Raw genomic sequence first — 24,832 nt, forward strand, 5'->3', positions numbered from 1 at the left:
CGGGGGCCGGGATGCTGAACAACGGCGCGTTGATCGCCGACCGATACCGCCTGCAACGCCTGATCGCCACGGGCGGTATGGGCCAAGTGTGGGAGGCACTCGACACCCGGCTGGACCGCCGGGTCGCGGTGAAGGTGCTCAAATCCGAGTTTTCGGCCGACCCGACCTTCCGGCACCGTTTCCGCAGTGAGGCCAAGACCACGGCCCAGCTGAATCACCCGGGCATCGCCGGAATCTACGACTACGGCGAGACCACGGATCCGAGCGGCGGGGAAACCGCCTATCTGGTCATGGAATTGGTGCAGGGCGAACCGCTCAATACCGTGCTGAACCGGCTGGGCCGACTGTCGGTGGCCCAGGGGCTGGACATGCTGGAACAGACCGGTCGCGCACTCGAGGTCGCGCACGCCGTCGGTGTAGTGCACCGTGATGTGAAGCCGGGCAATATCCTCGTCACGCCGACCGGTCAGGTGAAGATCACCGATTTCGGCATCGCCAAGGCGGTCGACGCCTCCCCGGTGACGAAGACCGGCATGGTGATGGGCACCGCCCAGTACATCGCGCCGGAGCAGGCGGTCGGCGAGGACGCGACCGCGGCCAGCGATGTGTACGCGCTCGGTGTGGTCGGCTATGAGGCACTGGCCGGACAGCGGCCGTTCAGCGGTGACGGTGCGATCACCGTCGCGATGAAACATGTGCGCGAGGCCCCGCCGCCGATGCCGTCCGATCTGCCACCCAATGTGCGCGAGCTGATCGAGATCACCATGGGCAAGGATCCAACCCTGCGCTACGCCAGCGGCGGCGAATTCGCCGATGCCGTCGCCGCCGTGCGCGCCGGGCGCCGCCCACCACCGCCGGTCGCCACCGGCGCACCGATGGCGACCGGTGCGACCCGGGTGCTGCCGCCGGGTCCGACGGTGATCATGCCGTCGCACGACCACGAGGGCCCGACGGTCCGGTACAACACCCCGCCCACTCCCATGGGTGTGGCGGGCGCCGGTTCGACCAGACAGACGCCCGCCGGTGCACCCAGAACCGTGATGAGTTCCGGTGCCCCCCGCACCAATCCGGGGCCAGGCCCGGAGACCTCGAAGTTCACCACCGGCCAGAAGGTCGGCGCGGCCGTCGCTGTCGGCGCGGTACTGCTCGTCGGTCTCGTTCTGTGGCTGCTCTTCGGCGGCGATACCAATCCGGATACCGTGCGCCCGACCACCACCGCGAAGGTGGTCATACCACCGCCGGTCACCACACCGCCGACGACGACAACAACCGAGCCGCCGACGACCGTGGTCACCACAACCAGACCGGCCCCGCCGCCGCCGACCCTGGAACCGACGACGACGACGCAGCCGCCGACGACGACGCCGAGCACCACGGCGCCGACCACGACGAAGTCGTCGAGGACAACGAGCCCGTCCACCACCACCAGAGGCTCGTGGTTCCCTACGCTCGATTTACCATTTCCGGATGGTCCCGGTGCCCGAGGACCCTCGGCCACTCCAGGCGCTGCTACTCCGCAAGGACAACCATGACGACCCCGAAGAATCTCTCGTCCCGCTACGAGCTGGGTGAGATCATCGGGTTCGGCGGCATGTCCGAAGTCCACAAGGCGCGCGATCTACGGCTCAGCCGGGACGTGGCGATCAAGGTGCTGCGCGCCGACCTGGCCCGCGACCCGACGTTCTATCTGCGCTTCAAGCGCGAGGCACAGAACGCCGCCGCACTGAACCATCCGGCCATTGTCGCGGTCTACGACACCGGCGAGGCAGAGGTGGACGGCGGGCCGTTGCCGTACATCGTCATGGAGTATGTCGACGGCGATACGTTGCGCGATATCGTGCGCGGCAAAGGCCCGTTGCCCCCGCGCCGAGCCATGGAGGTCGTCGCCGACGTCTGCGCGGCACTGGATTTCAGCCATAAGGCCGGAATCGTGCACCGCGATATGAAGCCCGCGAACATCATGATCAACCGGGCGGGTGCGGTGAAGGTGATGGACTTCGGCATCGCACGCGCTATCGCCGACAGCTCCAATCCGATGACCCAGACCGCGGCCGTGATCGGTACCGCGCAATATCTTTCGCCCGAGCAGGCGCGCGGTGAGACCGTCGACGCTCGCTCGGACGTGTACTCCGTTGGCTGTGTGCTGTTCGAAATCCTCACCGGCGAACCGCCTTTCACCGGCGACTCGCCGATCGCGGTGGCCTACCAGCACGTCCGCGAGGATCCGCGGCTGCCGTCGCATGTGCACAACGGGGTGCCGCGTGAGCTGGATTCCGTTGTGCTCAAGGCGATGAGCAAGAATCCGGCCAACCGCTACCAGACCGCCGCCGAAATGCGCTCCGATCTGATTCGGGTCCTCGGTGGCCAGAAGCCCAGCGCACCGACGGTGATGACCGACGAGGACCGCACCACCATCCTCGGCTCGAACGAACCGGCGCCGCGCAACTTCCGCACCGTCGAGCGCAATGACGACACCGCCGAGCAGGAACCCGCCGAACCGGCGAGTCCGCGCCGCAACCTCTATATCGCGCTCGGCGCCGCCGCGGCGGTTATCGTGGCCTTCGCCCTGTTCTGGGTATTGATCGGACCGGGCGCGCGCCCGGATCAAGTACCGATACCGGATCTTTCGAACAAATCGGCGCAGCAGGCCCAGGACTCGCTGCAGAAACTCGGCTTCACGGTGGCCATCCAGCAGAAGGCGGATAACAAGGTCGCCACCGGCAATGTCATCTCCACCCAGCCGCTCGGCGGTTCCCGGGTCGACAAGGGAAGCACGATTACCGTGCAGGTCTCCACCGGACCGGCGCAGGTGCAGATTCCCCGGCTCGACGGCATGACTCAGGAGCAGGCCGAACAGCAGCTGAACGCCAATGGTTTGCGGATGGATCCGAATGTTCAGCGCAAAGCGTCGAGTGCACAGGAGACGGACAAGGTGATCGGCACCGATCCGTCGGCAGGCTCGCGTGTCGACATCGACCGGGCCATTGTGGTGATCCTCGGCTCCGGGCCGGAGCAGATCCGGGTGCCGAATGTGGTCGGTCAGGACATCAGCGTCGCGCAGCCCAATCTGGTGGACAGCGCCGGGTTCAAGATCACCATCCAGGAGGTGGCGTCCTCGAAGCCCAAGGGCGAGGTGATCTCGACGAATCCGGCGGGTGGTACCACCGCGGACAAGGGGTCGACGGTCACCGTGCAGGTTTCCAGCGGCGATATCACCATGCCGAGTCTGATCGGCCTGACCACGGCACAGGCGGTGGAAAAGCTGCGACAGGCCGGTTGGACCGGCACCTCGGCACAGATCAGCCAATCGGCCCAGGGCACCTTCGATACCAATAGCGTCGGCCGGATCGTCAGCCAGCAGCCTGCTGCCGGATCTGCGGTCCCGAAGAACGGAACGATATCGATTACGACCTACGTTCTCGGTCCGCCGTGATCGTGCCCAGTCAACGGCCTTGATACGCGCAGAGGCGGACCACGTGGTCCGCCTCTGCGCTGCTTACGGCAGGCCTGACTCCGGTCAGGAAAGATCCAGGTGGCGATTCATCGACATCGCCTCCTGCGCCAGCTCCGCCAGTTCGACCACCTCGACCCCGTGCCCGCGCAGTTGTTCCACCCCGACGCAATCGGTCACGAAGGTCGCTGGTTCCCGCCAGGCGATGACGACGCGCGCAATCCCGGCCCGCAGAATCCGCTCGGTGCATGGCAACCGGGTCGCGGTGCCGCGCTGCGAACACGGTTCCAGGGTGCTGTAGATCGTCGCCCGCGCCAGCCGAGGATCATCCGCGTCGAGCTTGTCGAGCGCGGACTCCTCCGCATGGACCTTCGCGTCGGTCTCCCGTGAATAGCCGGTCGAAATCTCGACACCATCGGCGACGATGACCGCACCGACGGAGAACGCGGTCGGGCTGGGCGGGCACAGCCGCGCCAATTCGATGGCCCGGCGCATGAATCGGATATCGGTCTGTTCGGACTCGCGCGGCAGGTAGCGCAGCAATGCGACATCACCGACACGGGTGACATCAGCCAGGTGCATCCTGCGGGATGGGTAACTCGCGGGCCCGAGAAAGCGTGGCGCTGCGGCATGTCCGACGACGATCGGCGCGACCGCCATGTGTAATTCATCGGCCAGGTCCGCCGAGAGAAACTGCGTGTGTATGCGGGTGCCGCCCTCGACCATGAGCCGGGCAATGCCACGGCGGCCGAGATCGTCGAGCAGCGCACCCAGGTCGATATCGGCACCGAGCGGGACCACCTCCGCCAGACCCGCCAACCGATCGCCGAGTTTCGCCGCGCCGGTGTGTGTGGTGTAGACGAGTTTCTCGCCGCCGTGGTGCCAGAACCGCAGTTCGGGATCCAGATCGCCGCGTGCGCTCACGGCGATCTTCAACGGATACTCCGGTTTCCCGGCCGCGATGCGCGCGGCCCGCCGGTCGGCACTGTCGACCAGCAACCGCGGATTGTCGCGGCGCAGCGTCTCCGCACCGATCAGGATCGCGTCGGAGTCCGCGCGCACCTGATCCACCCGATCGAAATCCGCGGCATTGGACAGCTTCAGCCGCTGTGGACTCGCGTCGTCGATATATCCGTCGACACTGACCGCGACAGACAGCAGAACGTAGGGTCGTCGCATCACTGGGTCACCAGTGCCGCAACCTCCGCCTCCAGCATCTCGACCAGCCCCTCGGACGGACGCTCGCCGCATACCTCCAGCCAGTTCGCCAACATCCGGTGCCCGCCCTGGGTCAGTACCGATTCGGGATGGAACTGCACGCCCTGGATCGGCAGGGTCCGATGCCGCATGGCCATCACGATCCCGGACTCGGTACGTCCGATCACCTCGATATCCGCGGGCAGGGTGCTCTCCAGGACGGTCAGCGAGTGGTATCGGGTCGCGGTGAACGGGTCGGGCAGACCAGCCAGCACACCCGCACCGAGATGGAATACCGAGCTGGTCTTGCCGTGCAGCAGCTCCGGCGCGCGCGTCACGGTAGCGCCGAAGGCCTCGCCGATGGCCTGATGACCGAGGCACACCCCGAGCAGCGGGATGTTGTGCCGGGCGCAGGCGTGCACCAGATCTATGCTCGCACCGGCCCGATCCGGAGTACCCGGACCGGGGCTGATCAGAATGCCGTCGTATTCGGTGACGACCGCGTCCAGATCGGCCAGCTTCGGGTCGTCATTGCGCCAGACCGCGGCCTCGGTACCCAACTGGCCGAGGTACTGCACCAGGTTGAACACGAAGCTGTCGTAGTTGTCGACGACCAGTACACGCATGCTGTCGAGATTACGTGGCGACCCAGTGGACCGTCGCGCGCATTACCAGTTGGGATAGCCTAGAGACAGACCGGAGGGGACCTGAGCCCGTACCCGGACCGCCTCGGCCCTCGCCGGATCGGGTCTTGTGGTGCGCGAGCTCGGCCATAATTCAACCGAATACCGCCCGCCGGTACCCGACCTGAACTCCGAACACGAGGACGACATGCCAAAGTCCAAGGTCCGTAAGAAGACCGACTACACGATCAATCCCGCCAGCCGCACGCCGGTCAAGGTGAAGGCCGGGCCGTCCCCGGTCTGGTACGTCGTGATCATGCTCGGCTTCATGCTGGCCGGGCTGGTCTGGCTGCTCGTCTACTACTTGGCCAATGACAAGATCTCCTGGATGGCGGATCTCGGGGCGTGGAACTTCCTCATCGGCTTCGGTTTGATGGTCATCGGCCTGATCATGACCATGCGGTGGCGTTGACCCACGCGAACTGGCTCTTTCGAGCGGCCTGCACGCAGTCGCCAGCGGTGGGATTACAGACATGTCATTCATGCACACCTGTGGATAACCGTGTGGACAACTCGAGGAACGATTGGGGCAAGTGACACGTGGATCAATCCGATTCGCCTGATCCGCTTCCTGAACCACGCACCACCTGGACCACGCCGATGGCCGCACTCATCGCGGTGACCATCGGTGGCGTGGTGCTGGCCGGAGCCGCCATCCTCGCCGAGGACGGCCCAAGTCGCCTGCTCATCGGATTGGCGGCGGTCGGCCTACTCGCCTTGGCCGGACTCGGATTCCGGCAACGTCCGCGTCTGAGCATTACCACGGACGCACAGCCGCGCCTGATCGTTCGCAGCCTCACCGGACCGACCGAATACACCCGCGATCAGATACTGCGGGCCCGCGTCGTCGGCTATCGCCGTCTCGGCCGCAAGAATCCGATGCTCGAAATCGATGTCGAGCATCACGGCGACGAACGCCTGCTGATCTTCGGCCGCTGGGACCTCGGTGCCAGTCCGGACGAGGTATTCGAATCCCTTGTCGCACACGGACTAGCGCAGTAGCCGCGCACCGAATGTGCGCGGCGGCAACGTTTCACGTGAAGCATCTACCGCAATGATATCGCCGCGGCCACAATGATTGCGACTGCCGCCACGGCAACCACGGCAACCGCAGCCCAGCCGATCAGTCGGACGCCCTCTTGGGATTTCGCGCGTAACCACTCGGGCAGGAACAGAATACCGAGGGCGGCGAGGGTGCCCGAGGCGAGTCCACCGAGGTGTCCGGCCAATGAGATACCGGGCAGCGAGAAGCTGATGAAGACATTGATGCCGATGAGGATCAACATCTGATTCGGATTCTGCCGTACCCGGATCAGGATCACGGTGATCGCGCCGAACAATCCGTACACCGCACACGATGCGCCCGCGGTCAAGGTTTCCTTCGAGAAAACCATGACGGCAGCCGAACCGCCGAGCAGTGACACCAGGTAGACCAGCAGATAGCGCACCCGCCCGAGCACCGGCTCGATACTGCGGCCGACCACATACAGCGCGAACATATTGAGCAGCAGGTGGATCGGACCATAGTGCAGGAAACCGGATCCGATCAGCCGCACATACTGACCGTGCGCCACCGCGGGTGGATACAGCACCCAGTCGATATATAGCGCGGAATGCCCGGTGTTATCCACCAGACTCTTCGATTGGCCCGCGGTGACCGCGAAGACGATCGCGTTCAGCACGATCAGCGCATAGGTGACATACGGAATCCGGGTACGCACGATCTGCGCACCGGCGACGGTGCGCACCGGCCGGACCTCACGCTGTCCCTGACGGACACAGTCGACACAGTGCTGTCCGACCGCCGCGGGTCGCAGACATTCCGGACAGGCCGGCCGCCCGCACCTTGTGCAGGCCAGGCCCGTAGGGCGATTGGGGTGGCGGACGCAGGTCGGTGCGGGCGGTTGAGCATTCATCGGACTATTCGATAGTGATCTTGGAGATGGTGACGATTTCCTTGGGGCGGTCGTTGCGATCGGTCGGCGTGGTCGCGATGGCATCGACGACCTTGCGCGAATCGGGGTCGACGACCTCCCCGAAGATGGTGTGCTTGCGATTCAGATGCGGTTGCGCGCCGACGGTGATGAAGAACTGCGAACCATTGGTGCCCGGTCCCGCATTCGCCATCGCCAGCAGATAGCCGCGATCGAAGCGCAGCTCCGGATGGAATTCGTCGCCGAATTCGTAGCCGGGTCCACCACGTCCGGTGCCGGTCGGGTCACCACCTTGAATCATGAACCCGTCGATCACCCGGTGGAAGCTCACGCCATCGTAGAACGGACCGGAGGTGCCGCCGCTGGCGTTCGCCGTCTCGTACGGTGCGGATCCGTCGGCCAGGCCGATGAAATTCCGCACCGTCTTCGGGGCATGGTTACCGAAGAGCGAGATCTTGATATCGCCGTGGTTGGTATGCAGCGTGGCCACGGCGGTCTGGTTCGGTGAGGTCACCCCGTAATGCTAGCGATCGAGACAGCCATGTTCGTCACACCTGTCCCTAGGCACGCAGGGATCACATGATCGCGTGCATTCGAACAGCTGATCTCGCGGGTACCTGGGTAACTTCCCGGGCACGGGCCAACCAGCCCACGATGTCGCAGTCAGCCGCCCGCGCTGCTGTCGTGCCACCTGAGTCCGGCACCTGAATACGCGCAGACGCGGACCAGCGCTGCTGCGCGACGCGCGGGTATGTGCCACAGTTGTCGAATGACCTTGGGGCGCCTACTCATCTCCGCACGTTCTCGTAACCGACTGATCGCCGCGGTCGCCGTCGCGCTGGCCGGTGGCGTGGCCTGGTTGGTCTGTAGCAAGCGCCCGCAACCGCCCGAGCCCGCACCGGCGCCGCCGCGAATCGGGCACTCCCGCAACGGTTCCGCACCGAACCCCTTGGCGGGCGCCGGCGCGGACAACGGTCGCTGACGGGCTGCTCGACACCGGTCAGCGGCTGACGGTGCGCTTGTACTGCCGCAGCGCGAGCGGGATGAACACCAGCAGGATGATCACCACCCACGCCAGCGTGGTTGCCACCGGATGCTGCATGGACCAGGCGTCCGATTTCGGTGCCATCGGACTGGTATTGCCGAACAGATCGCGGGTCGCCTGAGTGACCGCGGATACCGGATTCCATTCGGCGAATACCCGCAGTGCCTTCGGCAGATTCTCCAGCGGCACGAAGGTATTGGCCAGGAATGTCAGCGGGAAGATCACCATGAAGCTGGCGTTGTTGAAGACCTCGGGCGCGCGGACCAGCAGGCCGACCACGGCCATGATCCAGGAGATCGCGTACGCGAACAACAGCAACAGCACATAGGCGAGCACGGCGTCGAGCAATGAGCCGCGAATCCGCCAGCCGACGACATAACCGGTCAGCGACATCACCACCAGGCTGACCACATTGATCACCACATCGCTGATGGTGCGCCCGACCAACACGGCCGAGGGCGCCATCGGCAGCGAGCGGAACCGGTCGATAATGCCCTTCTGCATATCCTCGGCCAGGCCCAATCCGGTAAACGTCGCGCCGAATACCACCGACTGCGCGAAGATGCCCGCGATCAGGAACTCCCGGTAGCCGCCCGACATTCCGGGCACCTTGATCGCCGAGCCGAAGATATAGGCGAACAGCAGTACGAACATGATCGGCGACAGCGTCGAGAAGATCAGCACGTCGGGTACGCGCTTGATCTTGATGACATTTCGCTTCGCAATGGTCACGCTGTCGGTGCAGACGATGGTGAGGCGTTCGCCGAGCGGCATGCGGGTTCCGGTGGCCGCGGTCATCGCTTGTGTCCTTCCATTACCTCGAGCCGATCCGCGGGCCTGTCGCCATTGCGCCCACTGCCGTTGACCAGCTCGTCGGCCTCATGACCGGTGAGCGCAAGGAAGACATCGTCGAGCGACGGACGCCGGAGACCGACATCGTGGATCTGCACATTATGTGTGCTCAGCCTGCCGATGGCATCGACGAGCGCCTGCGATCCGGCGCTGACCGGGACGGTGATCCGGCGCAATCCGGGTTCGAGATGGATCTCCCCGTCCGCCAAACCCCGCAGTGCCTCCTGGGCGGTAGCGAGATTGTCGGCGTGGTCGACGGTGAGTTCGATCCGGTCGCCGCCGACCAGGGTCTTGAGTTCATCCGCGGTGCCGCGGGCGATCACCTTGCCGTGGTCGATCACCGCGATCGCATCGGCGAGTCGGTCGGCCTCCTCCATGTACTGCGTGGTGAGCAGGAGGGTGGTGCCACCGGCCACTAGTTCTTCGATGACATCCCACAGGTCGAGGCGCGCACGCGGATCGAGTCCGGTGGTCGGCTCGTCGAGGAAGAGCACCGGTGGATTCGCCACCAGCGCACCGGCCAGGTCGAGCCGTCTGCGCATACCGCCCGAATAGCCCTTGACCGGCCGGTCGGCGGCATCGCTGAGCCGGAAGCGCTCCAGCAGCTCCCGCGCACGCTCCTTACTGCGTTGCACGCCCATGTGATAGAGCCGACCGACCATCTCCAGATTTTCGAATCCGGTGAGATATTCGTCGACGGCGGCATACTGCCCGGACGCGCCGATGCGGGCGCGCAGGGCCTGCGGATTGCGGAACACGTCGATACCCGCGACAGTCGCGTGGCCGGCATCCGGAATGAGCAGGGTGGTGAACACCCGGACCGTGGTGGTCTTGCCCGCACCGTTGGGTCCGAGCAATGCGGTGACGGTGCCCTCGGGCACTGCCAGGTCGAGTCCATCGAGGGCGACCAGCTGGCCGTATCTTTTGACCAGACCCTCGGCGACGATTGAGTCAGGCATGATTCTCCTGAGGTTCGCTCGCTCGCGCGAGGTGACCATTACTCCAGTCAGTATTGCCGTGGGCGGCGACAATTTCCGGTGATTTTTCGGCGAACTGGGCTTTACCAACGATTGCCGGGGCGCGAGCTGCGACTGAACACAAAACGGCCGCATCCCGTTCCGGGCGGTGCTCGGGGGTGCCGGTCCGGGATGCGACCGATTCGATCCTCCGGCCCGCTACCCCTCCAATCGCGCGTAGCGCGCTACCCGATTCGGGGCCGGGCCGGTACTCGGTACCTATGTGTCCGACATGCCGGCGGAAACGACACGCGACAAATCCGGCCGAATCTGCCGTCCGGATGCCGAACGCGAGAAGCGACTCCGAACACGCAGCAACCGGTCGGCATGGTTTTCACATCTGTCGCGACCCGGTTTGAATTCGATCCCCGGCTGTAACTCCTTGCGCGACAACATTTTTGACAACAGTCAGGGAATCGCGCCGCGGGCCGGGATCAGACCGATCCGGCCACCCCGGCGACATCCACGTCTGTCGCAGGTGAGCCGTCTCTAAAAATCTTGGAAAGTGGTGATCCCCACGCACGCACAATCCCGGATCATCGCGTAGGATCATTCACGTCGGCCCCTCCCCCCCGGGCCGACCTTACGCGGGCCTCGGCTAACTCCCCCCCTTCGCCGAGGCCCGCTCCCCATTTCCGGGGCAGGTCAGCCCCAATCAGCTATCTGTCGGCACCGCCGGAATCTCCGGCATGCCCACCGATTGCCAGGCCGCCGTCAACCGTTGGGCCCGTACCCTTCCGGCGGTCGCCAGCAGCCGGCGATCCCGCTCCCACCGTTCGCGGACCACCGAATCGGCCTGTGCCCACAGCGGCTCCAGTTCCGTCAGCACCTGCTCGAAATACGTGTACGCACCACCCAATGCGATATGTCCGCCGGACGAGGTCGGCCGATCCAGATCGAGGCCGCGCACGAAAGCCACTGCCGCGAGCAGCCGTTCCAGCGACACCCGCGACCAGCCCAAAAGCGCGCAGGGCCTGCTGGTATCCGGACAGGAACGCGAAACCCAGTCGGTCCGCACCGAATCCACCGGCGATCGCGATATCGATCGTGGTGTCGAAACGCTCAGCGGCCGCTCGATGCCGCGTCCACGCGTCGGTGATCGACGCGAGGGGCGTCGGATCGAGTGCCTCGGTGAGCAGATGGTCGAACACAGAGTCCACTCGTGCACGCTAACCGAGAGCCACCGCCCGGCTCGCACCCAGGAAGCCCGCGACCATCGCGCAATCCTTATCCGAAACGTCGGCGATGCAACGGCAGAATCTCAGGATCGCCAGGTATCACTGACTGGTCATCCCCTCATGAGGAGCCTGACCAGTGACAAAACCAGATCTCGAGCGTCGAAGGGCGCTCTACGACGCCGAGGCACGGCTGTCGTGGGTACTCGCCGCACTGGCCGGTCTCATCGGAGGCGCCGCCTTCATGCATACCGAGGGCTATTTCGTCACATTCATGACCGGTAATACCGAACGCGCCGTGGTCGGTTATTTTCACGACGAACCCCATCTCGCCATCGCCGCGACTCTGCTGCTGATCTCGTTCCTCGCCGGCGTGGTCGTGGCCTCCTGGTGCCGCAGGCACTACTGGTCCGGCCATCCGCACGGGCCGACCCTGCTCACCACGCTCAGCCTCGCCGTGGCATCCGTGGTGGACGCCATCATTTACTGGGCGACGAACGCCACCAATATCGACCTCATCCCGATCCTGTTCGTCGCCTTCGGCGTCGGCGCGCTCAACACCTCATTCGTCAAAAACGGCGAAGTGTCGGTTCCGCTCAGCTACGTCACCGGCACCCTCGTCAAAATGGCTCAAGGCATCGAACGCCATATCGGCGGTGGCGATTACGCCGACTGGCTCGGCTACTTCCTGCTCTACGCCGCCTTCTGCACGGGCGCGCTGCTCGGCGGATTGCTCAGCCTGATCGTCGCGGGCTGGGCCATGCTCATCACCGCCACCGTGGTGTGCCTGATCACTACCTGCTACACCTACCTGCACCTGGACCGCCACGGCCCGCCCACCACGAGCTGACCCGTACGCGCCGTCGAGGCGACGGAGACGGTTGGGCAGTGGGGAGTTTCGAGGATCCAACGCCGGATCGCCTTGCCGCACTTGCACCACACGGCACCTGGGCCGAAGTCCGTCCGCTATTGCGGCCGATTCCGCGTCCGACGACCTATAAAACAGGCCGCGCGAGACGATCTGCTGCACCGCTGGCCCGAGGCCACCGAAATCGACACCTGGTTCGTCAGCCGCCCGGCTTTCCCGTTCGTCGACGGATTAGTCGCGATCGACCTACCGAACGCCGCGAAAATCTGGAAGCAATTGCGCAGCCCCATAATCCACGCGCCAATGCCATCCTCACCCGCACCGATCACGACGGCAGTGCATACCTCACCTCCTGGCCGCTCGCCCCGGGTTGGTTGGCGAGCTTCAGCAGGCGCTATGCCGGCCGCCGCCCCGTCGTATTCATGCCCGATATCGACATCCTGATCGTGGTCCCCGATATTCCCACCTGCTCGCCCACATCTACCGCCAGGTCGAGCAACACCAGATCCGGCGCTCTCGCCGCCGCGGAATCGCGATTGTGGTGCGCGCATTCCTGGCCCGCGACGCGCCTTTCCACCCATTGGAACGCATCGGTCGCTCGACTTGGAGCGGGCCACCGGAATCCCCTTGGCGGCGAAGATGAGCCGACATCTTCAACGATTCCGGACACCGCGCCCGGACTCATGGCGTGAGTGGCGAAGCCGTCGCTCGCGGCGGACCATGCGGTTGCGATTGCGTTCAGGCTCCTCCGACCAGTTTCGGAACACTAGTGCGGTATCAGACCAAATGTGCGGTATCGGCGTGGCGGTACGCCCACCGCGGCTCCGCCAGGCACTAGGCATGACAGCCCGACTATGCGTGCGGATTTTCTTCCGTTTCTCTGCCAGAGCAAGAGTTCCGACGGGACGGGGTCAGGGGCCTCGGGGCCTGGATTTCAGCGGGGATAGAGATCTCCATGACCTGCCGGCGACGAGTCAGGGGTGGATCTACCAGTTTTCGGAGTGCCATTCCTGGTCACTCGTAGTCGGTCTGTCGCCAGTGCCATCCTGTGCGGACGACTCGTGGTTTCCGCTGATCAGCGCTATCGTCATCGCATCCGTGACGTTTGCGGGTATCGGCATCAACCACCGTACTAGCCGCGCGTCGATCCCAGTGTCCGATGATCGCGAATGCCACAAATGGCCACAAGAGACTCTTCTCCGGTTGTCCAGCGCAGCCGTCGAGACCTCCGCGTCCATCCCTTCCTTAACTGACGATCAGCGGAAACGATCGTCGGCAATAGCGCCAAGGGCCTGCACCGCCAGGAGTGGACAAAGACCATCGCCGTACACCGCACCATCTGCCGGGCTTGTAGCACACCTCGGTCGCGAGGTACAGCGCCCGTGCGGCGTCGAGTTCTTCTGTGTACGCGCCAACGGGAGGCTCGCCCATGAACGGGACGACATCGAGTTCGACGTACCGGTGATAGCGCTTGCGGGTGGCCGCCTCGATGCCGGTGAGGCGATCGACGTAGCGGCGCAACCATTCCGCGGTGGTCATCGTCGCCGACGCCTCGACGCCGAGGCGAGCGAGCAGGATCGCCTCCGCAACGCTCGGCGCCGACGCGGTCGACCAGGGCGGCCCAGCGGGGGCGGCGGCGACCTCGTCGTCGAACACCTGCGAGGTTGCGACCGAGCGACCGTCACGGGTGATGGTGTAGGCACCTGCCATGCCACGGTCCCGTCCTTGCGGGGACGCGGGGGTATGAGCGTGCTTCGTGGAGGTGGGCATCGCGAATCCTCGACGGGTCGCACGCCGAAATCTCCTCAGATCCCGGCGGACCACTGCGCCACATTCACTTTCGTCGACGCGGTTCGTGGACGCGAGCAGGTCAGGCCACGGAAAACGTGGTCTGACCTGCATTAGAAAGAGTGGAGCCTAGGGGAATCGAACCCCTAACCCCTGCCTTGCAAAGGCAGTGCTCTGCCAATTGAGCTAAGGCCCCGAATCCCTACTGTCCGAAAGACAGTTCAGCGGGTGGTGACTTCGTGCCACAGGTCCGCATCGTCGCGCTTGCGCAGTTTGGTAATTCCGATGAGAACCGCGACAACGACACCGACCGTGAGAAGAATTTTCATGATTCCCACCCTACTGTGATGTTCGGGAGTGGGCCTAGGAGGACTTGAACCTCCGACCTCTTCGTTATCAGCGAAGCGCTCTAACCGCCTGAGCTATAGGCCCTTATTCTGGTTCGGATACCCGCCGGAGCTGCTAACCCGAACCGAGGCACGAGATTACCTTACCCGGCCGCCGTTAACCAAAACGGCCGGTCATCGCCCTGCGCGAGGACAACGACCGGCCGCGTGGACACGTTCTAGTCGGGGTCGGCCAGCGTCACCTGGATGCCGCCGACGAGGTCGCAGCACTGGTTGTAGATGAAGACGGCGACCGTCGCCAATGCTGTGAAAAGCACCACATTGATCAGCCCGATGACACCCGCGTAGCCGAATACCGAACCGGCGTCGACCAGCCCGACCGAGCCGCTATCGGAGGAGACCATATCGGTGAAGGTGCTGTTGAGCCGCTCCCACACACCCATGCCCTCCAGCACGATGTAGAGCAGACCGACCGCGAGCATCCACACGAAGAACATGGCCACGCTGATCACCAGCGAGATCTTCAGGGTCGACCACGGGTCGATCCGGCGGATCTGCACCGTGGCCCGCAAGGGTTCACCTGTCGCGACGGCCGTCGCGACGGCGACCGGAACCGCAGGCGAGACAGGTACGGCCTGCGGGCCCGGGGTCTCGACCGGCAGCGGGTGCCGGATCTCGGATAGGTCGGGCATGTCCTTGATCAGTTCCGGGCGCGCGATGCTGCGGGTCGGTCCGTCGATGCCGACGGACTTCACCATCGCCGCTTCCTTGCGTGCCGCCTTGGCCGCGAGATCCGCGGTAGTACGGGCATTGCCGCCACCGAGGCCGCCACCGCTGCTGAGCCCAGCTGCACCGAGCCCACCACCGGTGGAATTCGGGCGCCCGGTCACCGGCGACTGCCCGGGACGGTACAGGTTCGACTGCGGCTCCCGCTGCGGCAGCTGCGACCAGCCCTCCTGGGAGGGCGACTGGCCGCCGCCGTTCGATGCCGAGCGGTCGCCGGCGTCCTGGGCGGCCGACTCGCCGGAGTTACCCGGCCGAGCCGCCCGCTGATCGAATGCCCCCGACTTGTCCGCACCCGAGTTCGGCTCCGGCGCTTTGAACGCGACTTCGCCTTGCTGGCTGTGCATTTCGTGCGGCTGGGCGCCTCGCTGCGGGCCACCCGGCTGGCCGTTCTCGGCCGATGCGACCGGCCGTGGGATCGGCCGCGGCGGAATCGGTGACGGTGCGATCCGTTCGGTAACACCGTTCGTCTGGTGCCGCTCGTCGTTCGGCTGATTCGTGGTCAATGGGAATCCTTAGATCCGTTCGTTGCCGCCGCTGTGGGGTTACTGCTCAGAGGAACCGGTGTCGCCGTTTCCGCCGACGATCGAATCAGGATCGGGTTCGTCGGCATTGCGCGCGATAGCAAGCAACGTATCGCCATCGGCGAGGTTCATCAATCGCACGCCCTTGGTCTGTCGTCCAGCCTTACGAACCTGCTTCGCCGCCGTCCGGATAACGCCGCCACCGGACGTGATCGCATACAACTCATCCTCGTCGTCGACGATGAGCGCACCGACCAGGGTGCCACGCTTGGTGTCGTATTGGATAGTCAATACGCCTTTACCACCGCGGCCCTGCGGGGTGTATTCCTCGATCGCAGTGCGCTTGGCATAACCGCCGGAGGTCGCGACCAGCAGATAGGTATCGTCGCGAACCACATTGAGCGACAACAGTTCATCGTCGGCATTGAACCGCATGCCCTGCACACCGGAGGTGGCCCGGCCCATCGGGCGCAGTGCCTCATCGGTGGCGGAGAAGCGGATCGACTGGCCCCGCGCCGACACCAGGAGCAGATCGTCATCGGCCGAGCACAGTACGGCGCCGACCAATTCGTCGTCGTCACGCAGATTCACCGCGACGATGCCGCCGCTGCGGTTGGAATCGAAGTCGGATAGCTTCGACTTCTTGACCAGGCCGTTCCTGGTGGCGAGCACCAGATAGGGCGCATCTTCATAACCCCTGATCTGAATGATCTGGGCGATCTTCTCGTCCGGCTGGAACGCCAGCAGATTCGCGACGTGCTGGCCGCGCGCCGTCCGGCTGGCCTCGGGCAGTTCGTAGGCCTTGGCCCGGTATACCCGGCCCTTATTGGTGAAGAACAGCAGCCAGTCGTGCGTGGAGCTGACGAAGAAGTGCTTGACTATATCGTCCTGTTTGAGGCCCGCACCCTGCACGCCCTTACCGCCGCGCTTCTGGCTGCGGTACAGATCGGTCTTGGTGCGCTTGGCGTAGCCGGTCTCGGTAACGGTGACGACCACATCCTCGCGGGCGATGAGATCCTCATCGGCCATATCGCCGTCATTGGCCACGATCCTGGTGCGCCGCTCGTCGCCGTACTTATCGACGATCTCGGCCAGTTCGTCGCGCACGATCGCGCGCTGCCGCTGCGGCTTTTCGAGAATGTCCTTGAGGTCGGCGATTTCGGCCTCGATCTTGGCCAACTCATCGATGATCTTCTGCCGCTCCAGGGCGGACAGCCTGCGCAACTGCATATCGAGGATGGCGGTGGCCTGGATCTCGTCGATATCCAGCAACTGCATCAAGCCGGTGCGCGCGGTGTCGGTATTGGCCGAACGCCGGATCAGCGCGATGACCTCGTCCAGTGCGTCCAGCGCCTTGACCAGACCGCGCAGGATGTGCGCCCGTTCCTCGGCCTTGCGCAGCAAGTACCTGGTACGCCGGATGATGACTTCCAACTGATGCTCGACGTAGAGCCGGATCATCTGATCCAGGCGCAGCGTGCGCGGCACGCCGTCGACGATCGAGAGCATATTCGCGCCGAAGCTGGTCTGCAGCTGGGTGTGCTTGTAGAGGTTGTTCAGCACCACCTTGGCGACGGCGTCACGCTTGATGGTGACCACGATGCGCATGCCCGAGCGGTCCGAGGACTCGTCGTGGATATCGGAGATGCCCGCGATCTTGCCGTCCTTCACCTGCTCCGCGATCGAGTTGATGAAGTTGTCGGTGTTGACCTGGTACGGCAGTTCGGTGATAACGATCGTGGTGCGGCCGCGGTTGTCCTCTTCGATCTCGACCACACCGCGCATCCGGATCGAACCGCGACCGGTGGTGTAGGCATCCTGGATGCCCTGACTACCGACGATGAGGCCGTAGGTCGGGAAGTCCGGACCCTTGACGCGCTCCATACAGGCGGCCAGAGTCGCCTCTTCGTCGGCATCGTAGTTCTCCAGCGCCCAGTAGATCGCCTCGGCCAACTCGTTGAGGTTGTGCGGCGGGATGTTGGTCGCCATACCGACCGCGATACCGTTGCTGCCATTCATCAACAGGTTGGGCACCCGGCTGGGGAGAACGGTCGGCTCCTGTGAACGACCGTCGTAGTTCGGCGTGAAATCGACCGTCTCGTGGTCGATTTCACGCAGCAGCTCCATGGCCAGCGGGGTCAGGCGGCACTCGGTGTACCGCATGGCGGCCGCACCGTCATTGCCGCGGGAACCGAAGTTGCCCTGACCGTCGACCAGCGGATAGCGCAGCGACCACGGCTGGGCCATGCGGACCAGGGTGTCGTAGATCGACGCGTCACCGTGCGGGTGGTAGTTACCCATCGTCTCGGCGACCGGACGGGCGGACTTCACATAGCCGCGGTCGGGCCGGTAGCCGTTGTCGTACATCGCGTAGAGCACGCGGCGATGCACCGGCTTGAGGCCGTCGCGGACGTCGGGCAGCGCGCGGCCGACGATCACACTCATCGCGTAATCGATGTAGCTGCTTTGCATTTCGTTCTGGATATCGACCGGCTCGATCCGGTCACCCGCTCCGCCGCTGGGTGGCAGGGTGGTTTCAGTCATCTAAAAGTCTCCTTTGGCACCGGACGTGGAATTACGCGTCACGCCGGTTACACGTCGAGGAAGCGAACGTCCTTGGCATTGCGGGTGATAAAGCTGCGACGTGCCTCGACGTCCTCACCCATCAGGATGGAGAACAGCTCGTCGGCCGCGGCGGCATCGTCCAGGGTGACCTGACGCAACACCCGCACCGAGGGATCCATGGTGGTCTCCCACAGCTCCTTGGCGTTCATCTCGCCGAGACCCTTGTAGCGCTGGACACCGTCGTCCTTGTTGATCTTTTTGCCCGCGGCGAGACCCGCCTCGAGCAGACCGTCGCGCTCGCGATCGGAGTAGGCGAATTCCGGATCGGACCGCTGCCACTTGAGCTTGTACAGCGGCGGCTGCGCGAGGTACACGTGGCCGTGCTCGACCAACGGCCGCATGAAGCGGAACAGCAGGGTGAGCAGCAGGGTCGAGATGTGCTGGCCGTCCACATCGGCGTCTGCCATCAGCACGATCTTGTGATAGCGCAGCTTGGCGATATCGAATTCGTCGTGGATGCCGGTGCCGAAGGCGGTGATGATCGACTGCACCTCGTTGTTCTTGAGGACGCGATCGATGCGGGCCTTCTCGACATTGATGATCTTGCCGCGCAGCGGCAGAATCGCCTGGTACATCGAATCGCGGCCGGATTTGGCCGAGCCACCGGCGGAGTCACCCTCCACGATGTAGATCTCGGACTTGCTCGGATCCTTGGATCGGCAGTCGGCCAGCTTGCCGGGCAGGCCGCCGAGGTCGGTGGCGCTCTTGCGGCGTACCAATTCGCGTGCCTTACGTGCGGCGACGCGGGCCTGTGCGGAGGAAACCGCCTTGTTCACAATGGTCTTCGCATCGGCCGGATTGGCCTCGAACCAGTGCGAGAGGTGCTCGTTGCAGGTGCGCTGCACAAACGACTTGACCTCGGTATTACCGAGTTTGGTCTTGGTCTGGCCCTCGAACTGCGGCTCAGAGACCTTCACGCTCACGATGGCCGCCAGACCCTCACGGATATCGTCACCGGTGAGGTTGCCGTCCTTCTCCTTGAGCAGCTTCTTGTCCTTGGCGTACTTGTTGACCACCGTGGTGAGCGCCGCGCGGAAGCCCTCTTCGTGGGTGCCGCCCTCATGAGTATTGATGGTGTTGGCGAAGGTGTGCACCGACTCCGAGTAGCCGGAGTTCCACTGCATGGCCACCTCGAGCTCATGCCCGGTGCCTTTGCCGGTGAACGCGAGGACGGAGTTGTGGATGGCCTGCTTGGTCCGGTTGATGTGCCGGACGAAGTCCTCCAAACCACCGGGGTAGTGGTAGGTGCGCGTCTTCACCTTGTGCTCGACCGGCGCGGGAGGCGCATCCGGATCGGCGTGCTTGGGCGCCTCGGCGGTTTCGCTGACCACCTCGTCGGTGACATCGGCGTCGGTGACGCGCTCATCGGTCAGGACGATGGTGAGACCCTTGTTCAGGAATGCCATCTCCTGCAGGCGGCGCGCGACCGTCTCGAAGTTGTAGGTGGTGGTCTCGAAGATCTCCGGATCGGCCCAGAAGCGGATCGTGGTACCGGTTCGCTTGGTCGCCTCACCCTGCATCAGCTTGCCGGGTGTGGCGTCCTTGTAGGTCTGGCTCCAGTGATAGCCATCGCGATCGATCTCCGCCTCGAGCCGGGTGGAGAGCGCGTTCACCACGGAGATGCCGACGCCGTGCAGACCGCCGGACACCGCGTAGGAGTCGGAGTCGAACTTGCCGCCCGCGTGCAACTGGGTCATGACGACCTCGATGGTCGGGACGCCCTGCGCGTGCAACGCCACGGGGATACCGCGACCGTCGTCGACCACTTCGACACCACCGTCGGCGAGCAGAGTCACCTCGACCTTGCTCGCATAGCCAGCCATCGCCTCATCGACGGAGTTGTCGACGACTTCCCAGATCAGGTGATGCAGGCCGCGCTCGCCGGTGGAGCCGATGTACATGCCCGGGCGTTTACGAACCGCCTCCAGGCCTTCCAGAACCGTGATGGAGGAGGCACCGTAGTCCTGCTTGCCCGATGTCGCGTTGGTCGAGCCCGATACGTTGGAGTCCTTGGCAGCCACTGGTCGGTAGCTCTCCTTACTTGCTGATCCTTGGCGCAGCGATCGCCGACACGCGTGGCACCCCGTTTCTCGGATTTCTGGTCGTGAGATACGGGTCCACGCGCGGGCTCTACGGAACGCGCCGAAGGTTCGCCGCTAGTTACCCCACCATCCTACTGGTAGGCCCAAGCCACAATGCACCTACGACACCCCTGACGGCTCCGTGGATGCGAGAAATCGGTCGAGCACGGGTCGGTTCCGCCTTCAACCCCTTTGAGTCCATCAGATTCGGCCTGAGAGTTGCCTGTGCGGCGGAGCCGCCAGCGCGGCCGGGCCGCGGGTGCCGCTACATACGTCAGCCTACGGCGCGGACTGACTCGATGGTGGCCACAGCGTTCCACGTGAAACTGATCATGTAGCGGCCGCCTATCCGTAGGTGTCCCGCGGACCTCGGCCTTTGATGTGCCGCTCACCCTTGCGCCAGCTCGGTGCCGCCGGACCGGTGATCTTCAAGGAGGTGACGACGCCCTGCCCCACCGCCGCATTGATCTTCGCCAGTATCTGGCCCTGCAGCATGCGCAGCTGGGTGGCCCACGCCGTGGATTCGGCGGCAATGCTCAGCACGCCATCCTTCAACGCCATCGGAGTCGCGTGTGCGGCGATGTCCTCACCGACCACACCGGCCCAGCGACCGAAGACCATCCCTTCGGCAACCTTGGCCGACCAACCCCGGTTCTTCGCGATGGCGCCGGCCAGACTCGAAAGCAATTGCGGGTCACGGTCATCGGGCCGCGCGCCCGACCAGCCGGTGCGACGGCGGGCACCGGTGCGCAGCCGACGCGGCGATGCCCGGCCCTGCCCCACCGATTTGCCACTCGCCTTGGCGGCCGCCCGCGCCTCCTCGAGTGCGCGCCGCGCCAGATCTATCCCGCGCAGCTCGGGTTCCGGCTCGCGGCCAGGAGCATCCGCCGCTGTTGGTTCGCTCACGACTGCGCCTCGCTGGCGCTCGGCTTCGTCGTGCGCGATTGCGCGTTGCACGGATGATTCACTCGCTGACGCTCGCTCACAACTGCGCCTCGCTGGCGCTCGGCTTCGTCGTGCGCGATTGCGCGCTGTATTGATGATTCACTCGCTGACGCTCGCTCACGAGGTCCGCCTCTCTTACACAGCCGTTCGCGCGCTGGTTGCCGACGCGGCGCATTGCAATCGCGGCTGATCCTACCGAGGTGGCAAGCATCGGACAGGACCCGATCAACCGGTGGCGGCGTCGGATTCCCGGTCGGCAATCCGGGAGATCCGGCCATCCACATCACCTTTCGTTTCCACGCGGAGGGGAACTGCGGAAAGTTCCGCCGGCACGTCCTCTGGGACAGCGGCGGTGATCAGCACCTGTTCCGCACCCGCCGCGACCTCGGCGAGGGCGGTGCGACGGCGCCGATCGAGTTCGGCGAATACGTCATCGAGCAGTAGCACCGGTTCGGTACCGGTGGCACGCAGCAGTTCGAAGGCCGCCAGCCGCAGCGCCAACGCGAACGACCACGACTCACCATGGCTGGCAAAGCCTTTCGCAGGGGCGGTACCGAGCATCAGATCCAGTTCGTCGCGGTGCGGGCCGACCAGGCAGACCCCGCGCTCCAATTCCTTCGGCCGCGCCGCCGCCAATTCGCGCAGCATATTCGCCTCGAGCGCCGCCGCGTCATCAGGCTCCGGAGCTCGCGCCGGATCCAGGAACTCCGGCGGCAGGCTCGCGCTGCGGTAGCCGATTGTGGCCGGACGTGATTCGGGCGCGATCGACGAGTACGCCTGCACGAGATACGGATACAGATCGTGCACCAGGCGCAGTCGCTGGGCGAGCAGCACCGAGGCGTGCGTCGCCAAATGTCCGTCCCATACGTCCAATGTGCTGAGTTCCGCCTTCGAGCGAGCCTGGCGCCCAGCGGATTTCAACAGTGCCGAGCGCTGTCGCAACACCCGGTCGTAGTCGGCGCGCACAGCGGCCAGCCGCGGCAACCTGACTGTGCACAACTCGTCGAGGAAGCGCCGCCGTTCCCCAGGATCGCCGCGGACCAGGGCGAGATCCTCCGGTGCGAAGAGCACCGTCTGCAGAATGCCGAGGATTTCGCGCGGCCTGCGCACCGGAGATCGGTTGATCTGCGCGCGATTCGCGGCCCCCTGGTTCAATTCGAGATCGATGCGCAGTTCGCGGCCCGCATTCACAACCGTCGCGCCGATCCTGGCGCGCTCGGTGCCGATCCGGATCAGCGGCGCGTCGGCCGCGACCCGATGCGAGCCCAGGGTAGCGAGGTAGCCGACCGCCTCGAGCAGGTTCGTTTTGCCGTTGCCATTGGCCCCGAGAAAAACCGTTCGGCCTGGGGATAATTCCAGCTCGGCGTGCTCCCAGGAGCGGAAGTCGCGCAGTGACAGCGTCCGGATGAACACCTGTCTACTCCGCTCCGGCCGTCGTCATCGCCGTTTTCTGCTGCTGTTGGCGACGAATCGGACCTAGACCGCAACACCTTGTGGTCCATCCATTGTCTGTGGACGAACTGTGGATAAATCGCATCGCCGCCGATGCTCAGCCCGGCAACCGAACCGGCATCAACAGGTAGATGTACGCGCTCTCCAATGCGGCGAACGCACCAGACTCCGTCACCTTGGGTTCCTCGTCGCTCGCGGGCAGCAGCACCGCAGGGCGGCTCGGGGTGGTGAAGCCAAAAGTGACCCGATCGGCGTGCAGCGCGGAAAGTCCGTCGATGAGGTAGCCCGGATTGAACGCGATTGTCAGTGCCTGACCGCGGAATTCGGCCTCCAGCCACTCCTCGGCGCGGCCCGCGTCATCGCCACCCGCCGAGAGCAGCAGCCCCTCGTCGGTGAATTCCAGCCGTACCTGGGCGCCGCGCTCGGCGACGAGCGCGACGCGCTTGATGGCGTCGGTCAGCGTGGCGACCGGGAGGGTGGCGATCGAGGTGTGCTCCTTGGGGAGCAATTGCCGGAACTTGGGGAATTCCGCGTCGAGTAGCCGGGTAGTGGTCCGCCGACCCGCGTTCACGATGCCGAGCAGACCGTCCGCACCGCTGCCGGTGCCGAGCGACAACTGCACCGGAGCATCCGAGGGGCCGAGTGTCTTGGCGGCCTCCGAGAGTGTCCGGGCCGGAATGAGCACCGAGGTCTCGATATCGGTGCGAGTGGGCTGCCATTCGATGTGTCGGACCGCCAACCGGAATCGGTCGGTGGCCGCGAGGACGACCTGCGGCCCCTCGATCTCGACTCGAATACCGGTAAGCATCGGCAGGGTGTCGTCGCGGCCTGCGGCGACCGCGACCTGTCCGACCGCCTCGGCGAAGACATCGACGCTGAGTTGCCCGGTCTGCTGGGGCACCTCGGGTAGCTGGGGATAATCCTCGACCGGCATGGTCGGCAGCGAGAACTTCGCACTGCCACAGGTGATCAGCACACGTGTGCCATCGACGGCGACATCGACGGGCTTATTGGACAGCGCCTTGGTGATATCGGCGAGCAGTCGGCCGGAGACGAGTACCTCACCGGGTCCCGCGACCTCGGCCGCGACGCGCATCTGCGCGGAGACCTCGTAGTCGAAGCCGGAGACGGTGAGTCCGTCCTCGCCCGCCACAAGTAGTACGCCGCCCAGAACCGGGACCGGAGGCCGCGACGGGAGGCTGCGTGCCACCCATGCAACGGACTCGGCGAAATCCTCTCGGGCGACCCGAAACTTCATACTCGCCAGCTCCATCGCCCGATCTGTCCTCTCCCGGTTCCGTGATCTCTGTCGGCTTGTCAGCGTTGATTCTCGAAATAGGGGGTGCTGTACCTGCCGCCTTGCAGTCTGGCATAGGCGACCGACATTGAACCGTACTCGGCCGGACCAGCTGAACCTAGCCCGACCCTCCGATTGTTCTGGGTGGCGAACACAATCCGCGCTCCGAAATATCGAGCAAGGAGAACAGGTGCCTGTGAATCACGCCAAGGCGTCTGTCCCTGTTCTCCTTGCCTGTCTCGGTGAGTGGCTCGGATGCCGATGCTCACCGATCGACTTTCCACACACGCTGTTTTGAAGAGAGATCTTCAAGAAGAAGAACTGAAGTAGTAGTAGGCACTGTGGAATCTGTGGACTGCGGCCGAATCCGCAGGTCCGGGGGCGTGGTGCGGTGTGGATGACTGCTGGGTGACTCGAGGATGAACGGATGGGGGTTGTGGACGTCCCGGGTTTGTTCCGCATTCATCCTCGAGCGGTCCTCGAGTTGTTCCACCAGATTCACTAGGTTGTTCACACGTGTGCACCGAATCGTGGATAGCTCGTGGAATCCTCGAGGACTCCACACGGAATCCTCGAGGATTCCCCAAGCCGCTGACCAAGTCCAGCGCTGGTCAGAGCCTGTGTGTGGTGAGGGCTGTGGAATCTGTGGATTCCACCCCTGTTAGCAACGGATTCACGATCATGCCCACAGCCTGTGGACGAACCGGTGGACAACTCGGAGTTTCCTCGAGGACTCCACAAGAATTCCTCGAGGACTCCACAGGTCACA

At 64.6% G+C, this 24,832-nt stretch carries 21 protein-coding genes, 2 tRNA genes and 1 pseudogene; 6 read left to right on the forward strand and 18 right to left on the reverse strand.

Features of this window, described 5'->3' with window-relative positions:
• Positions 1-11 precede the first annotated feature (11 nt).
• Both ACW2Q0_RS00795 and pknB read left to right on the forward strand, forming a co-directional pair.
• Positions 12-1,532, forward strand: coding sequence for a protein kinase domain-containing protein (locus tag ACW2Q0_RS00795; protein ID WP_457185036.1), 1,521 nt, complete (start codon positions 12-14; stop codon positions 1,530-1,532).
• Complete coding sequence (gene pknB, locus ACW2Q0_RS00800) at positions 1,529-3,433, forward strand: Stk1 family PASTA domain-containing Ser/Thr kinase (protein ID WP_457185037.1); 1,905 nt, start codon at positions 1,529-1,531, stop codon at positions 3,431-3,433. Before ACW2Q0_RS00795 ends, pknB begins: the two co-directional genes overlap by 4 nt.
• Before the next feature lie 84 nt (positions 3,434-3,517).
• Here the strand turns inward: pknB and ACW2Q0_RS00805 are convergent, their stop codons facing one another.
• Together ACW2Q0_RS00805 and ACW2Q0_RS00810 are read right to left on the reverse strand one after the other, a co-directional pair.
• Positions 3,518-4,630 (reverse strand): dihydrofolate reductase family protein, encoded by a 1,113-nt coding sequence (locus ACW2Q0_RS00805; protein WP_457185039.1) that lies wholly within the window; start codon positions 4,628-4,630, stop codon positions 3,518-3,520.
• Positions 4,630-5,274, reverse strand: a complete 645-nt coding sequence (locus tag ACW2Q0_RS00810) for an aminodeoxychorismate/anthranilate synthase component II (RefSeq protein ID WP_457185042.1) — start codon at positions 5,272-5,274, stop codon at positions 4,630-4,632. Before ACW2Q0_RS00810 ends, ACW2Q0_RS00805 begins: the two co-directional genes overlap by 1 nt.
• A 205-nt stretch (positions 5,275-5,479) precedes the next feature.
• On the opposite strand from ACW2Q0_RS00810, the gene crgA reads away from it, so the two are divergent.
• A complete protein-coding gene (crgA, locus tag ACW2Q0_RS00815; RefSeq protein WP_063044162.1) occupies positions 5,480-5,743 on the forward strand; it encodes a cell division protein CrgA in 264 nt (87 codons plus the stop codon).
• 188 nt (positions 5,744-5,931) lie between these two features.
• The gene (locus tag ACW2Q0_RS00820; protein ID WP_457186029.1) at positions 5,932-6,333 is read left to right on the forward strand and encodes a PH domain-containing protein; all 402 of its coding nucleotides are present in this window, start codon (positions 5,932-5,934) and stop codon (positions 6,331-6,333) included.
• A gap of 44 nt (positions 6,334-6,377) precedes the next feature.
• Here ACW2Q0_RS00820 and ACW2Q0_RS00825 read toward each other — a convergent pair whose 3' ends face one another.
• The gene (locus tag ACW2Q0_RS00825) at positions 6,378-7,247 is read right to left on the reverse strand and encodes a rhomboid family intramembrane serine protease (RefSeq protein ID WP_457185044.1); all 870 of its coding nucleotides are present in this window, start codon (positions 7,245-7,247) and stop codon (positions 6,378-6,380) included.
• 4 nt (positions 7,248-7,251) lie between these two features.
• On the reverse strand, positions 7,252-7,779 hold the full coding sequence (locus tag ACW2Q0_RS00830; RefSeq protein ID WP_457185046.1) for a peptidylprolyl isomerase: 528 nt from the start codon (positions 7,777-7,779) through the stop codon (positions 7,252-7,254).
• A 255-nt stretch (positions 7,780-8,034) separates the two neighbouring features.
• Between ACW2Q0_RS00830 and ACW2Q0_RS00835 the strand changes: the two genes are divergently transcribed.
• Positions 8,035-8,247 carry a hypothetical protein gene (locus ACW2Q0_RS00835; protein ID WP_457185048.1) on the forward strand — a complete coding sequence of 71 codons (213 nt, stop codon included), beginning with the start codon at positions 8,035-8,037 and terminating at the stop codon, positions 8,245-8,247.
• An 18-nt stretch (positions 8,248-8,265) separates the two neighbouring features.
• Here the strand turns inward: ACW2Q0_RS00835 and ACW2Q0_RS00840 are convergent, their stop codons facing one another.
• The 3 genes from ACW2Q0_RS00840 to ACW2Q0_RS00850 form a co-directional block, all read right to left on the reverse strand.
• On the reverse strand, positions 8,266-9,108 hold the full coding sequence (locus ACW2Q0_RS00840) for an ABC transporter permease (RefSeq protein WP_457185050.1): 843 nt from the start codon (positions 9,106-9,108) through the stop codon (positions 8,266-8,268).
• Entirely contained in the window at positions 9,105-10,121 is a 1,017-nt protein-coding gene (locus tag ACW2Q0_RS00845) for an ATP-binding cassette domain-containing protein (RefSeq protein WP_457185052.1), read from the reverse strand. Before ACW2Q0_RS00845 ends, ACW2Q0_RS00840 begins: the two co-directional genes overlap by 4 nt.
• 712 nt (positions 10,122-10,833) lie before the next feature.
• On the reverse strand, positions 10,834-11,124 hold the full coding sequence (locus ACW2Q0_RS00850; protein ID WP_457185054.1) for a hypothetical protein: 291 nt from the start codon (positions 11,122-11,124) through the stop codon (positions 10,834-10,836).
• Between the two features lie 368 nt (positions 11,125-11,492).
• Between ACW2Q0_RS00850 and ACW2Q0_RS00855 the strand changes: the two genes are divergently transcribed.
• Positions 11,493-12,203 carry a YoaK family protein gene (locus ACW2Q0_RS00855; RefSeq protein WP_457185056.1) on the forward strand — a complete coding sequence of 237 codons (711 nt, stop codon included), beginning with the start codon at positions 11,493-11,495 and terminating at the stop codon, positions 12,201-12,203.
• A gap of 517 nt (positions 12,204-12,720) precedes the next feature.
• Here ACW2Q0_RS00855 and ACW2Q0_RS00860 read toward each other — a convergent pair.
• From ACW2Q0_RS00860 to dnaN, 11 genes and pseudogenes are all read right to left on the reverse strand, one after another.
• Positions 12,721-12,881: pseudogene (locus ACW2Q0_RS00860) on the reverse strand (IS3-like element ISMyma10 family transposase); the annotation flags it as partial.
• A gap of 585 nt (positions 12,882-13,466) precedes the next feature.
• The gene (locus tag ACW2Q0_RS00865; RefSeq protein WP_457185057.1) at positions 13,467-13,991 is read right to left on the reverse strand and encodes a hypothetical protein; all 525 of its coding nucleotides are present in this window, start codon (positions 13,989-13,991) and stop codon (positions 13,467-13,469) included.
• 141 nt (positions 13,992-14,132) lie between these two features.
• Positions 14,133-14,205: transfer RNA gene (locus ACW2Q0_RS00870), tRNA-Ala, on the reverse strand.
• A gap of 25 nt (positions 14,206-14,230) precedes the next feature.
• Complete coding sequence (locus tag ACW2Q0_RS00875; protein WP_218007666.1) at positions 14,231-14,338, reverse strand: DLW-39 family protein; 108 nt, start codon at positions 14,336-14,338, stop codon at positions 14,231-14,233.
• 29 nt (positions 14,339-14,367) lie between these two features.
• A tRNA-Ile gene (locus ACW2Q0_RS00880) sits at positions 14,368-14,441 on the reverse strand.
• Positions 14,442-14,574: 133 nt separating this feature from the next.
• Positions 14,575-15,486: a DUF3566 domain-containing protein gene (locus ACW2Q0_RS00885; protein WP_457186031.1), complete on the reverse strand. Its 912-nt coding sequence runs from the start codon at positions 15,484-15,486 to the stop codon at positions 14,575-14,577.
• Positions 15,487-15,684: 198 nt separating this feature from the next.
• On the reverse strand, positions 15,685-18,207 hold the full coding sequence (gene gyrA / locus ACW2Q0_RS00890) for a DNA gyrase subunit A (RefSeq protein ID WP_457185060.1): 2,523 nt from the start codon (positions 18,205-18,207) through the stop codon (positions 15,685-15,687).
• Between the two features lie 47 nt (positions 18,208-18,254).
• Positions 18,255-20,309 carry a DNA topoisomerase (ATP-hydrolyzing) subunit B gene (gene gyrB / locus ACW2Q0_RS00895; RefSeq protein WP_457185062.1) on the reverse strand — a complete coding sequence of 685 codons (2,055 nt, stop codon included), beginning with the start codon at positions 20,307-20,309 and terminating at the stop codon, positions 18,255-18,257.
• A gap of 405 nt (positions 20,310-20,714) precedes the next feature.
• Positions 20,715-21,275: a DUF721 family protein gene (locus tag ACW2Q0_RS00900; RefSeq protein ID WP_457185064.1), complete on the reverse strand. Its 561-nt coding sequence runs from the start codon at positions 21,273-21,275 to the stop codon at positions 20,715-20,717.
• A gap of 264 nt (positions 21,276-21,539) precedes the next feature.
• The gene (gene recF / locus ACW2Q0_RS00905) at positions 21,540-22,727 is read right to left on the reverse strand and encodes a DNA replication/repair protein RecF (protein WP_457185066.1); all 1,188 of its coding nucleotides are present in this window, start codon (positions 22,725-22,727) and stop codon (positions 21,540-21,542) included.
• Between the two features lie 136 nt (positions 22,728-22,863).
• Positions 22,864-24,039 (reverse strand): DNA polymerase III subunit beta, encoded by a 1,176-nt coding sequence (gene dnaN / locus ACW2Q0_RS00910; protein WP_457185068.1) that lies wholly within the window; start codon positions 24,037-24,039, stop codon positions 22,864-22,866.
• Positions 24,040-24,832 lie beyond the last annotated feature (793 nt).

The sequence above is a fragment of the Nocardia citri genome (assembly GCF_054065835.1).

Excerpts from the sequence above, each read along its gene's own strand:
- ACW2Q0_RS00825 (WP_457185044.1), bottom strand. The coding sequence starts at position 7,247 with ATGAATGCTCAACCGCCCGCACCGACCTGCGTCCGCCACCCCAATCGC.
- dnaN (WP_457185068.1), bottom strand. The coding sequence starts at position 24,039 with ATGGAGCTGGCGAGTATGAAGTTTCGGGTCGCCCGAGAGGATTTCGCC.
- ACW2Q0_RS00810 (WP_457185042.1), bottom strand. The coding sequence starts at position 5,274 with ATGCGTGTACTGGTCGTCGACAACTACGACAGCTTCGTGTTCAACCTG.
- ACW2Q0_RS00835 (WP_457185048.1), top strand. The coding sequence starts at position 8,035 with ATGACCTTGGGGCGCCTACTCATCTCCGCACGTTCTCGTAACCGACTG.
- gyrA (WP_457185060.1), bottom strand. The coding sequence starts at position 18,207 with ATGACTGAAACCACCCTGCCACCCAGCGGCGGAGCGGGTGACCGGATC.
- ACW2Q0_RS00885 (WP_457186031.1), bottom strand. The coding sequence starts at position 15,486 with ATGCACAGCCAGCAAGGCGAAGTCGCGTTCAAAGCGCCGGAGCCGAAC.
- ACW2Q0_RS00865 (WP_457185057.1), bottom strand. The coding sequence starts at position 13,991 with ATGCCCACCTCCACGAAGCACGCTCATACCCCCGCGTCCCCGCAAGGA.
- ACW2Q0_RS00805 (WP_457185039.1), bottom strand. The coding sequence starts at position 4,630 with ATGCGACGACCCTACGTTCTGCTGTCTGTCGCGGTCAGTGTCGACGGA.
- ACW2Q0_RS00840 (WP_457185050.1), bottom strand. The coding sequence starts at position 9,108 with ATGACCGCGGCCACCGGAACCCGCATGCCGCTCGGCGAACGCCTCACC.
- pknB (WP_457185037.1), top strand. The coding sequence starts at position 1,529 with ATGACGACCCCGAAGAATCTCTCGTCCCGCTACGAGCTGGGTGAGATC.
- ACW2Q0_RS00820 (WP_457186029.1), top strand. The coding sequence starts at position 5,932 with ATGGCCGCACTCATCGCGGTGACCATCGGTGGCGTGGTGCTGGCCGGA.
- ACW2Q0_RS00795 (WP_457185036.1), top strand. The coding sequence starts at position 12 with ATGCTGAACAACGGCGCGTTGATCGCCGACCGATACCGCCTGCAACGC.
- ACW2Q0_RS00845 (WP_457185052.1), bottom strand. The coding sequence starts at position 10,121 with ATGCCTGACTCAATCGTCGCCGAGGGTCTGGTCAAAAGATACGGCCAG.
- crgA (WP_063044162.1), top strand. The coding sequence starts at position 5,480 with ATGCCAAAGTCCAAGGTCCGTAAGAAGACCGACTACACGATCAATCCC.
- ACW2Q0_RS00875 (WP_218007666.1), bottom strand. The coding sequence starts at position 14,338 with ATGAAAATTCTTCTCACGGTCGGTGTCGTTGTCGCGGTTCTCATCGGA.